Here is an 11,175-nt window from a genome sequence, read left to right on the forward strand (position 1 = left end):
AAGACATTTCATAACATTTCCTTATTTTTTATTTTAAAATCTTTTTCCAAGTTTACTTTAAGTTGATGGCGATGGTTAATTTTTAGCTTCGAGAAGTGGATTTGAACAGTTATATATCTTCAATTATTGAAACCACTTTTGTTGCATGGTTTTTTGCTTTTTCTTTAATCTTGTCAACTTCATCGGCATTGGTTCTTAATTCGAATGAGACTCCTCCGGTAAATACATAATCGACAAATTCCATTCCGCAAAGCCCGCACATTGACTTAATTGGCGGAAGATATTCCTCAATATCATGTCCCATAATTCCATCCTTTTGATAGGCCTCTTCAGGTGCGCCTGCAGTAAATGATGCGATTAATTTTTTCCCTTGGAGTTTGTCTCCTGTTGATCCGTGTGACCATCCGTGCTCGAATGTGTCCTCCATCCATTTGTTCATGATGGAAGGCATTCCATACCAGAATAGCGGGAATTGCAACACGATTACATCTGATTTTACCAGCTTTTCCTGTTCGCTTTTAACGTCAATTTCATAATCAGGATATAATTTGTCCAAAATGCTTACCTCAGCATCCGGAAGCAATTCTTTTAAGTCCTCTATAATCTGTTTGTTTGCAACTGAGTCATTTTCTGAATCTCTGTGTCCTGAAACTATTAAAACATTTTTCATAATATCACCTTATTTTTTGCTTAACAATTTTCCTCCAACTCCAACATTTTCATCCGGAAACTCATTTATGAAGACATAAAAAAATTCTTCTGGAATTCCGGTGATTCTTGAAGCGGATTGTGTGAATTCCTCAACAATTTGTTGTTTTTGATCTTCACTTAGCTGATTTATATCAAAAGTTATTGACGGCATATTATTTCACCAAATATAAGTTTAATTTTTAATTAATATAAATGCAAAAGTGTCATCAATGACACTCATTAATTCATATGCTCGTTAGTTCAATGAAAAATATTTGTTTAATTATATTGATATTTTAAGGCAGTTAAATTAAGTTTAAATCGAATGTTTTGGATAAAAATCAAATCAATATTAATATATAATGATTCAAATAAAACAATTATTATAACAATTGGAAGGAGGCAAAATCTTGTTTAATAAAAAATATTTTGTGTTGATTTTAATAATATTATCTTTATTTTGCTTAATTGCATCAGTCAGTGCTGCAAATAGTGATTTAGACGATAATTTAAATAAACTCAGTGCAAACGAATCCAGTGTACAATCTTCACATCCCATAGAGAAGGACACTAATCAAGTTGACAACGCTTCAGCAGCTAATCAGAATGCTGATGATAATTCCAAAAATTCCGGTGCAGTCATTAGAAAAGCCCCTAAAGTGTGGATAAATAAGATGGTTGAAAAATCTGACAAGAAATTAGTTATAAAACTTAAATCAGACCAGAAAGGAAAAATCTATTATTCCACAAACGGTAAAAAACCAACTGTTAACAGCAAAAAATACACAAGTCCAATTACTTTAACATCAAACAAAGTTTTAAAGTTCTTTGCTGTTTCAAAAGATGGAAGCAAATCAAAAGTTCATACCTATAAAAGAATTTTAGGTAAAACTTCAAAGGGTTATGTTGAAAAGCTCTATTTCGGAAATCTATCTTCAACAAAAACCATTGCACTGATTGTTGGAGTTCATGTTCAGGAAAGTGGAATGCACCAGGCAATACATAAAGGCCTGGTTAAGAAAAACAAAGACCTGAATAGAAAATTCGTGCTGTATTACATTCATGTACTCAAAGACACAGGCAGCTATTCAAAAAGCAGAATGAACGGACAAATATTGGGAAACAAATGTATAATAAAGGATATAGCTAAGGAAAAACCTGAAATAACTACAGATATTCATGAAACAAGCTATAAGATTAGTGGATACAAATATCCTCGATTCATCCATATGATTTCCAATAAGCACATAAAAAGTGTCAAAATAAGTAAACAGGACCATAAGAAATCTTCCCTTTACTTAAAAAGACTGCTTAAATTGGCACCTCATATCCATAGATATGATCCACAATTAGGTTCAAGTCCGGCATATATCACAGTGCCTATTGCCAACAAGGGTATGGTTTCATACATATATGAAACAGAGTCTAACTACTCTCAAAAGACTAAACAGAGTTATGCAGACAAATACATTAAAGCTTTGGATAAAGTCAGTTTATCCATTTAATGAGAATCATAAATTTTTATGATTCCTTTTTATTTTTAATAATTTTTTCCTCAGATAACAGTTTCATGAACTGTCCTTGACTTGAAATTTTTTGATAAAATTAGTTTTAAATTTTTAATTCTACATAAAAAAAAGATGAAATTGGTGTTGAAAAACACCATTTCACGAGTTATCTCTTGATTTTAATAGTGCTTTTAGCACTCATCTTGTAGTTTGCACTTCCTGATGAAATGACAACCTTATGTTTTCCAACCTTTAATTTTTTGGTGTTGATTTTAGCCACGCCTTTTGAATTTGTTTTGACCTTGTATGTTTTCTTGTCGATTTTAATCTTGACATATGTTTTTTTAACAGAACTTTTTGTTATCTTGTTTTTGACGTTAACCTTGAAGTAGTTGGATTTTTTGTATTTTGATGTTACTTTAGGAGCCTTGATGATGGTAGGGGCCTTTTTAACAGTGATATCTTTAATTAAAATGGCTTGTAAAGTATCGTCAGCTATATGTATGACTGCAACATGATTTCCAACATCCAAAAGGGATGTGTCGAAAGTCTTGGCGATACGGGTGACTGACTTTTTGGAATGAATTTTATTCTTCCATAATACGAAATCAAGAGTCATTCCACTAACATATTTATTTGTGAACTTGTCCTTTACCTTGGCTGTGATTTTTTCACCACAATAATATGATGTTTTTGTCAATTCTATAGCAAAATAACCATAAACATCATTAGAGGTTGCTGCCTTGTTATTTGTGAACTTATTGTTGGTTAAAACAACTTTAGGATCAGCCACAAATATTGCACCTGCAATTTTACCGGTATTGTCTTTAAATACGCAATTGTCAATTTTACCGCTTGTATGTGAATAGATTGCTCCACCGTAATATGCGCTGTTTCCTGTAAACTCACATGATAAAACATTCACTTTATCTCCGACAACAAGCACTCCGCAATCACCAGAATTCCCATTCACTTTATTGTTTCTGAAAACGGAATTTTTAATGACAGGAGTAAAGTACTTGTTTGAATCGACAAATATTATCTCATATGTTGAGACGGTGTTTATGAAATTACAATTGTCGATATTGCAACTGCCTATAATCAAATCACCGGTGTTATCTGTAAAGTTACAGTTGGACAAATCGGCATTATTTGCAAATAGTCTCATCAATACATTGGAAAGTTTATTGTTCTTGAAATTTGAGTTTCTTAAGACGAATTTTTTACAGTCACTTACATATATCCCTGTGCTAGAGGAGATAGTGTTTTTCAAAAGGGTGATATTGTCAATCACAACGTTTGAATCTCCTCCAATGCTCAATATGGCTTCCTTGTTATTGTTAAATTCAACATTGGTCAGGACTAGCTTGCTGCAGTATGAGTCAATAACTGCTTTTTTAACGTTATTGTTCTCAAATTTGGAATTTTTCACCACACATCCATCAACCCATGGAGTACCTATAACGTTCTCACCCGAATTGTTTATAAATTCACAATTTTCAACAGTTACATTATTATAATCAACAAAAATAACCCCTGAATTTGCATTTATAAATTTAATGTTCTTGAACACTACATTTGAGGCTGAAAAAAGAACTTTATTTGCTTTTTTACCATCAATCACGGTTTTTCCCTGTCCATCAATACACAGTGAACCAACCTCTACTGTTTTACCACTGAAGACATACTTGCCTTCCAATTCCAACTTTTCTGATCCGTTATTAATAGCTGTAGTAATATCAGTTTGCAAGTCATCAAAGGTTTTGTCATTTGCAAGGATTTCAGGATTGTCATCTGTGGTCAACACAGTTGAGTTATCCTCCGCCGATACAAGACCTATTGATAAAAGCAAAACCACACCTATAAAAATGATTTTGAACTTGTTTTGAGTTTGTATTTTTGCATAAGTGTAAAAATAAATTATCTAAAAATTAAAAAATCTCCAAAATTACACTCGACTGATTGATAGCATGTCAAGTTTAGCAAAAAACAGCCAATGTAAACCAATATTAACAGGATTAAATAAATATAATCATAGGTGAAATTTTGTCTTGGAAATTTGAAAATTACGAACGTAACATATTATACATCTTAACATTCATTGATATTCTGCTGATTGTATATGCACTCTTCTTTAATACAACAGAGAATATAATAAATATAATTGTGCTGATTGATGTGATTTTATGTGTATTGTTGTTAACTGATTTTTTCATAACTTTTCGCCAAAGTGAGGATAAATTAGAATTTTTAGGAGAAAATTTGATTTACATTATAGCATGCATTCCATTTGAGCTGGTTCTACCGTTGGATTTCATTTCTTTAAGGATAATCTTGATTCTTAAGCTATTGAGATCACCAATTATTGAAAAATACTTTGATAATTTCTTCAGATTCCTGGAAAACACTCGACTGGAACGCATAATGTCTTTAATTATTGTTGTAATTTTCATATTCACATTTGCACTCTATTTCATTGATCCGACATTTTCCCTATTTGACAGCTTGTGGTTTGTGATGGTTACATTGACCACCGTCGGATATGGAGACATAACCCCTCAAAACCCTCTTGCAAAGGCGCTCTCACTGCTTTTAATCATTGCAGGAATATTTGTCTTTTCAACATTGACTGGTGCAATTTCATCATATTATACAGATAAAGTTTTAAACATCGATTCAGATGTTGAAGACGGTATAGATAGGCTGTCTGACAAGGTTGACAATCTTGAAAGTGAACTGGTTGATATCAAAAAGGAACTGAAAGCATCCCAAAATCAAAATAAAGAGTTAAGTGAAAAATTAGATGAATTGCTTAAAAAATGAATCCATTTTATAAAAAAAGTAGGATCAGAAGTTAATTACTCCATTTCCTTTGAAGTTCTTTCGCTAAATACGGTTTTTTCTGCACATTTCATATTGGCTGACATCACTTATGCCCATTTAAAAGAATCTTAGGCACATGTCATTACTTTTTACATAATTGTCACAATCTTCATGTATATTAGCATATTCATCTTAAATAGATTAAAATTGAAAACTTAAATTAAGTTTTCACCAAGGTCTCTTGCTTTTTGCAATTGTTCTTCCTTATCATTAATAGCTCCAGGAACATTATTGTCATCCAAATTAATAATGTCACCGGTTTTGAATCCTAAAACTTCAAAAGCTGCCATTTGAGTGTTCAAAGAACCTTCGAATGCTTCTAAAGGAGCGGCACCATGGGTTGCAATTATTGAAACTTTTTTATTTGAGAACAATTCGCTGTATTTAGGGTTCATGAAATAAGAATATAATCTGTCGATTACGAGTTTTGCCTGAGCGTTCACGTCACAGAAATATATTGGGCTTGCTAAGATGATTCCGTCAGCTTCCTCAATCTTTTGATAGATATCTTGCATATCATCATTTAATGCACATTCAGAATCATGCTCTTTACAATAGTTGTCTCCTTGACATGGAGTGATAGTTAATTTGTTAACATCCACAATCTCGGTTTCAGCCCCTTTTTCAGAAGCGGCATCCAAAGCAGCCTCCAAAGCAATTTTCACATTACTTAATTCTCTTGGACTTGTATTAATTCCTAAAACTTTCATAATAATATCTCCAAAAATACAATAATATTTATTTCAGCTTTAAATATTAATATTTTATCCCTATATAATATTTGAATTAATGTGGAAAGCTATTTTTTTCTTTTGCGTGGAGCTGGAAGTTCATCATGCATTGATTCAATCAGTTCTTTTAGAAACTCCCTGTTTTCTATATCCTCAATGAGTATCATTTCCTTTGCACCTACATAGGGCAATTCCATTTTTGCATCAGGAATCAATGCCATTGCAGATTTCACAGGCTTAACAAGAAAACGGTCATCGTAAATGCCGCCTATAATTTTTCCACGATAATATATGATGTATTCGCCCATCATCGCCCTATAGGTTATATCATCCAAATCTGATAGCTGCTCCAAGACATATTCCAAATATTCTTTATTTGATCCCATAATATCTCTTCCCGAATATTTCAATATTAATATGATTTCTGCAAGTCAGAAAGTTCAAAAATATAAGAAAATGATTGCTTAGGCAAATCCAAGCAACATAATAATGAAAATAAATTCATCAGTTAATATATGTGTAAGGTATGAAATCCAAATGTTTTTGGTTTTGATATATCCATAAAACTCAAAAATTGATCCGAATCCCTGTATAAAAAGTGCAAATATTAACATGATAGGATTATACGCATGAAGGAATGCAAACATCACCATCACTAGTGCAACAGATATGATTACAGACAATTTACGGTTATTTGAGAACTTGTAAATCACTCTCAAGAAAAACATGAATGGAATGAATTTTATGAATTCCTCTCCCATCAATGAGAATATAGAAGTGATTAATTTCATGGCGTCCATGGAATTAAAATCAACAGTACCAGGGCTGACTACTCCAAAATAACCCAAAATCTCTCCCATGATTATGGCATATATCATATATCCAACAAAAAGAGCCACCGCAAGAAGAATATCTTTACGGGAGGGCATTCTAAATATTGCCCTATAATCCCATTTCAAAAAATATAAAACCGGAACAATAAACACTATACAGCACAGTATTGAGATATGTAGTTGGCTAGATAAAGAGAGTAACATTCAAAGGATAAATACAAAGAATAGGACAATCCATCCCCATTTTGGAATGTACGGATTCTTGTTGTAGAACGGAAAATCATATCCATCATCTTCAAATTTAAATCTATCTATTTCTGACATGAGATTAATTTTGTTTTTAAGCTATTTAAATTTGTTTAAATGATGTAATGACTAAATAAGCGTCATTTTATCCACGTAATGTATTTCATACTAATATTAATAGAAATATTGAAGTTTAATGATTGAGAATAATTAAATTATCTGTACTGTTTTAAAAAAAAGTAGTTTTAGAATTTACAAAGCATTTCATATAATTGTATCCATTGAATTTATACACTCTCTTTTCTCGTCTTCACTCATTTTTGAAATGAGTTCATCAAAGGCACGGTTACTCACTTCAACATGCTTTTTAATGTATGATTTTCCAAGTTCTGTTATGGATATCATATTCGCTCTCTTGTCGTTGGGATTTACAAACACTTCAACATATTTTACACTTTAGAATTCCTTGATTATAAGGGACACATGCTGTTTGGAAATGTTCAACTGAGATGCTATTTCAGATACCTGTGCAGAATCGACCTCCAGAAGATATACCAACACTTCTATTTGAACTCTACCATATTCTCCTTTAAAAGAAGACCAAAATGTTGAGGTGATCTTATTGTTGAATAATCTTCCCATCTTGAAAGCCAGTTCTGCATCAGTCATGTAAATTCACCTATTTAATTCATATTAATTATCTTTTACCATGTTATTGAACCCAGTTCCCTGAATTGGGCAACTGTAGGTACGTGTGAATTCATATCACCATCCATATTGATAATCTGACCGGTTATATATGCACTTTCATCTGATCCGAAGAACACACAGGTATGACCTATGTCTTCTGGGCATCCATAACGGTTCACTTCAATGTTGCTGAGGAATATGTCCTTTAATTCCTGTGCTACAAATTCTTCATTCTGCGGTGTTACAATAAGACCTGGTCGTATACAGTTGCAGCGTATATTGTCCTTACCGTATTGAAGTGCTACACAGGAGGTCAACATGTCAATTCCTGCTTTTGCACATGCATATGCAGTTGCACCTAAATCCCCTCCGGTTGATGCCATTGACCCGATATTTACTATTGAACCGCCTCCATTCTCTTGCATATATGGAATGACTGTCTTTATGGCATAAAACGTTCCCCTAAGGTCACTGGTAAACATGTCACAATTGCTATTTTGTTTTCTAAACGTTTCATTTTAACCACCAATTTAGTCATAATTTTATGACTATTATTTATAACTATCTTGAAGGGGCAATACAGAACATTCGTTGGCATGACCTGTCAGAATATGGCAAGAATAATTTAAAAGAATTTTATAAAAAAATTGAAAATAAAAAATAGATTAAAAGGTTTTTAGATCAACACATTGATTGCATCTATCAACAGATAGATTGATCCTATAATCACCAATACTGCAAATATCTTTGGAAGATATCTAGTTTTTGAAATAAGCCTTTCAAGATTGATTTTTGATATCAAAAAGCTTAAGATGAGCAGTGTAGCTGCAAAACCTATGCAGTAAATAATGATGTTTAAGACTGCATAACTGCCATCCGCTGAACTTACAAGCAAGGTTATAAGTGAAATCAGATAGCCGCTGTAGCATGGTGCCCATGAAACCGATGTCAAGACTCCCATCAGATATGAAGAAAGCAAAGTATCATTATCATTTATCCCAGGCAAGCTTTTAAATCCTATTGAATAGTCAAAAAACATCAAAATACCAATAATCAACAGTAGGATTGCCGAAATCAACCTGATTGCCGGAATGTATTGGTATATGATGGATGTGAAAAATCCTGTAAGAAATATTATCAGGATAAATATTGACATGAGCCCTGCAATGAATGAAAGAAGATTTAACTTGGATTTGGACTTTAGGCTGACGCTTACGAAAATCGGCAGAATCGGCAGTATGCATGGAGACAATATTGAAATTACTCCAGTCGTAAAAGAGATTAAGGGAATAATTTCCATTTAAATCTCCTTGAGTTTATCCAGTAATTCATCGCTTGAAACATATCCATCGATTCTTCCAATTTCCTGTCCATTGGAATCTAGGAATATGCTGGTTGGAGTGCCCACTACCTGATGGTCTGCTGCAAGAGAGTATTCCTTATTAACGTCAACAATGACCACTGTATAATTCTCGTTCAAAATCTTTTGAACTTCACTGTCGCTTAGTACATCCTTCTTAAGCTGGTCGCAGTAATGGCAGCTTTCCTGGTCAAAAATCAAAAGGACAGTTTTATTGCTTACTTTTGCATCATCCAATCCCTGATTTAAATCAGAAGTTGAATTCAACCCTGCAACCACCTGATTGTCAACATCAACACCGCAGACGTATGAAACGGATATAGCCGCAATTACCAACAAACATAATATGACATATTTTTTCATTGTATCACCTTATAAAACGGTTAACCATTCTCTTTAGCAATTTTGAGATTATTTTTAATATTCATGAACTATGAATCCAATATGGCATTATTATCTATCTCATGAATATGACAATCATAATCTTGATAAGACATTATACTTCATAGTATTTAAACTGAATGAAAATAAATGGAGTGATATTTTAGGGAAAATTTACTTGTGTTAAAAAAAAAATAGTGGAGGATCAATCCTCCGAATTATAGATAGCTATTGTTAATATATTTTGAATCATATCGGCCATGCTGATAAATGAGGCAATGCACCATATCCTCTTTCATACCTATAACAGAAATATGTTTTGTAACTGTGGCCAGGTTTATAAACTTTAACATGATACATATGTGTTGAATAAGCATACCTCATGTTACTTTTTTTATAATTTTTATATGCCTCTTTCTTTAATTTTTTAGCCTTTTTAGTAGGAACCTTAAATTTATATCCCTTTCCTGCTTTAAACGTTTTTGCATCAACGGGCTCGGCAAAAACTACACTCAGTGTCATACCAACAATGAATATTGCCAATACTCCTATCAGAATTTTTGTATGTTTATTCATTAAAATAACTCCTTTTAATACGTTATATTCTAGTATATTGATATAAATATTTAAATATTGTTATATTATTGTGAGTATATCCATAATAATTGAGGATTAACCTTCTAATAATTTAATTGTAAAAAAAGAATATTAATAATTTATTGCATAAAAATCAATAAAAAAGGTTGTAAATAATAAACAACCTTTGTTTAAGCTAAATGATTGTATTTCTTCAGGATAAAGAATCCTACCGCAATCAAAACAATAACATATATGTACAAAACAGGATCCGCCAAGTTTCCAATGTATGCCATTGCCTGTGCCTCTTCAGTTGCAAGCACAGTATAATAGTCAGAAATTGAATTTACAATGAAATGTGCAATGATTGGTGGAATGATTGATTTTGTATGGATGTAAAGTGCCAAACAAAACACACCTAAACCAATGGTGAAAATCAACTGGTGAAAAGTTGCTGTAAATCCGTCAAATGCCATATTGAAAAGGTGTCCTGATGAAAATGCTATTGCCAAAAACAGGATGTTGTACCATCTGAACTTCCAATTTTCCTCAAATATAGAGCATCCGTAGTATCTGAAGAACAGCTCTTCCCATATTGCTGTTGTTACTGTACCTATAACCACTGTTGCAACATACTCTGGGTATGGAATGAAATCAAGAGGGCAAACCTGCAAAACTATTGAAAATATTGCCGGAATAAATATGAGCAACAATATTAGCGGGGAGAAATTGAAATTGAATATCTTAAAATCTCCTCTTTTTTGTATCAACGCCAATAATCCGATAATTATTACAATTTTTAGCAGTATGTCAAGGTTTGCAATGTTGAATGCATCGGAAAGTTCGCCTTCACACATGAAAATGAATCCCAATCCCAAAGCCATGATTAAAAATTTTATATAATCTATCGATTTATATTCAGACATGATTATAGATTTATACTATTATCTAAATAAATATTTAGAATTAAATAAAATATTTAATCAATCAGATTGTCAATTTTATCGAAAATCTCATGATAGATTTATTTAAAAAGATTATTGTACCGATAAGCAATACTTTTATAATACAGATTATAAAGAATTAATTGATTGAACCTCTCCAGCTTGTAGAAGCTGGAGATTCTTAGGCCATATCTATTGTTTTGTCAAGGCATTTCCATTCGTAATAATATTCGAATTTTCCTTGACCGATAGGTATGAAATCTACTAAGCATAGCACCATTGAACCAGTGGCGCGTAGAGCTTCGTCTAAAATATTTTTTGCAGCATTAACAT

General features: G+C 32.3%; 15 protein-coding genes. 2 read left to right on the forward strand and 13 right to left on the reverse strand.

The genetic code is table 11. The annotated features are described in order from the left end of the window. Window positions 1-109: 109 nt before the first annotated feature. Together ILA26_RS04155 and dmpI are read right to left on the reverse strand one after the other, a co-directional pair. Window positions 110-670, reverse strand: coding sequence for an NAD(P)H-dependent oxidoreductase (locus ILA26_RS04155; RefSeq protein ID WP_292894335.1), 561 nt, complete (start codon window positions 668-670; stop codon window positions 110-112). 9 nt (window positions 671-679) lie between these two features. Continuing rightward, window positions 680-862, reverse strand: coding sequence for a 4-oxalocrotonate tautomerase DmpI (dmpI, locus tag ILA26_RS04160; RefSeq protein WP_292894338.1), 183 nt, complete (start codon window positions 860-862; stop codon window positions 680-682). A 238-nt stretch (window positions 863-1,100) separates the two neighbouring features. Between dmpI and ILA26_RS04165 the strand changes: the two genes are divergently transcribed. Further along, the gene (locus ILA26_RS04165) at window positions 1,101-2,195 is read left to right on the forward strand and encodes a chitobiase/beta-hexosaminidase C-terminal domain-containing protein (protein WP_292894341.1); all 1,095 of its coding nucleotides are present in this window, start codon (window positions 1,101-1,103) and stop codon (window positions 2,193-2,195) included. Between the two features lie 169 nt (window positions 2,196-2,364). On the opposite strand, the gene ILA26_RS04170 is transcribed toward ILA26_RS04165, so the two are convergent. After that, on the reverse strand, window positions 2,365-4,050 hold the full coding sequence (locus tag ILA26_RS04170; RefSeq protein WP_292894344.1) for a right-handed parallel beta-helix repeat-containing protein: 1,686 nt from the start codon (window positions 4,048-4,050) through the stop codon (window positions 2,365-2,367). Between the two features lie 194 nt (window positions 4,051-4,244). Between ILA26_RS04170 and ILA26_RS04175 the strand changes: the two genes are divergently transcribed. Beyond that, on the forward strand, window positions 4,245-5,021 hold the full coding sequence (locus tag ILA26_RS04175) for an ion channel (RefSeq protein WP_292894347.1): 777 nt from the start codon (window positions 4,245-4,247) through the stop codon (window positions 5,019-5,021). A 215-nt stretch (window positions 5,022-5,236) separates the two neighbouring features. On the opposite strand, the gene ILA26_RS04180 is transcribed toward ILA26_RS04175, so the two are convergent. The 10 genes from ILA26_RS04180 to ILA26_RS04225 all read right to left on the reverse strand — a co-directional run bounded on the left by ILA26_RS04180 (window position 5,237) and on the right by ILA26_RS04225 (window position 10,824). Next, window positions 5,237-5,791 carry a flavodoxin family protein gene (locus tag ILA26_RS04180; RefSeq protein WP_292894349.1) on the reverse strand — a complete coding sequence of 185 codons (555 nt, stop codon included), beginning with the start codon at window positions 5,789-5,791 and terminating at the stop codon, window positions 5,237-5,239. A gap of 89 nt (window positions 5,792-5,880) precedes the next feature. Further along, complete coding sequence (locus ILA26_RS04185) at window positions 5,881-6,198, reverse strand: TfoX/Sxy family protein (protein WP_292894351.1); 318 nt, start codon at window positions 6,196-6,198, stop codon at window positions 5,881-5,883. Between the two features lie 78 nt (window positions 6,199-6,276). Then, the gene (locus tag ILA26_RS04190; protein ID WP_292894353.1) at window positions 6,277-6,741 is read right to left on the reverse strand and encodes a CPBP family glutamic-type intramembrane protease; all 465 of its coding nucleotides are present in this window, start codon (window positions 6,739-6,741) and stop codon (window positions 6,277-6,279) included. Between the two features lie 414 nt (window positions 6,742-7,155). Next, window positions 7,156-7,296, reverse strand: coding sequence for a hypothetical protein (locus tag ILA26_RS04195; RefSeq protein WP_292894356.1), 141 nt, complete (start codon window positions 7,294-7,296; stop codon window positions 7,156-7,158). A 51-nt stretch (window positions 7,297-7,347) separates the two neighbouring features. Continuing rightward, window positions 7,348-7,560 carry a helix-turn-helix domain-containing protein gene (locus ILA26_RS04200; RefSeq protein ID WP_292894359.1) on the reverse strand — a complete coding sequence of 71 codons (213 nt, stop codon included), beginning with the start codon at window positions 7,558-7,560 and terminating at the stop codon, window positions 7,348-7,350. Between the two features lie 35 nt (window positions 7,561-7,595). Further along, a complete protein-coding gene (locus ILA26_RS04205) occupies window positions 7,596-8,063 on the reverse strand; it encodes an SDR family oxidoreductase (RefSeq protein ID WP_292894362.1) in 468 nt (155 codons plus the stop codon). A gap of 194 nt (window positions 8,064-8,257) precedes the next feature. After that, window positions 8,258-8,881, reverse strand: coding sequence for a cytochrome c biogenesis CcdA family protein (locus ILA26_RS04210; protein ID WP_292894366.1), 624 nt, complete (start codon window positions 8,879-8,881; stop codon window positions 8,258-8,260). Next, complete coding sequence (locus ILA26_RS04215) at window positions 8,882-9,304, reverse strand: thioredoxin fold domain-containing protein (protein WP_292894369.1); 423 nt, start codon at window positions 9,302-9,304, stop codon at window positions 8,882-8,884. 267 nt (window positions 9,305-9,571) lie between these two features. After that, window positions 9,572-9,898 (reverse strand): hypothetical protein, encoded by a 327-nt coding sequence (locus ILA26_RS04220; protein WP_292894372.1) that lies wholly within the window; start codon window positions 9,896-9,898, stop codon window positions 9,572-9,574. A gap of 191 nt (window positions 9,899-10,089) precedes the next feature. Beyond that, the gene (locus ILA26_RS04225; protein ID WP_292894375.1) at window positions 10,090-10,824 is read right to left on the reverse strand and encodes a CPBP family intramembrane glutamic endopeptidase; all 735 of its coding nucleotides are present in this window, start codon (window positions 10,822-10,824) and stop codon (window positions 10,090-10,092) included. Between the last annotated feature and the right edge of the window lie 351 nt (window positions 10,825-11,175).

The organism is Methanobrevibacter sp., from assembly GCF_017940815.1.
In the GTDB taxonomy this organism is placed as follows: domain Archaea; phylum Methanobacteriota; class Methanobacteria; order Methanobacteriales; family Methanobacteriaceae; genus Methanocatella.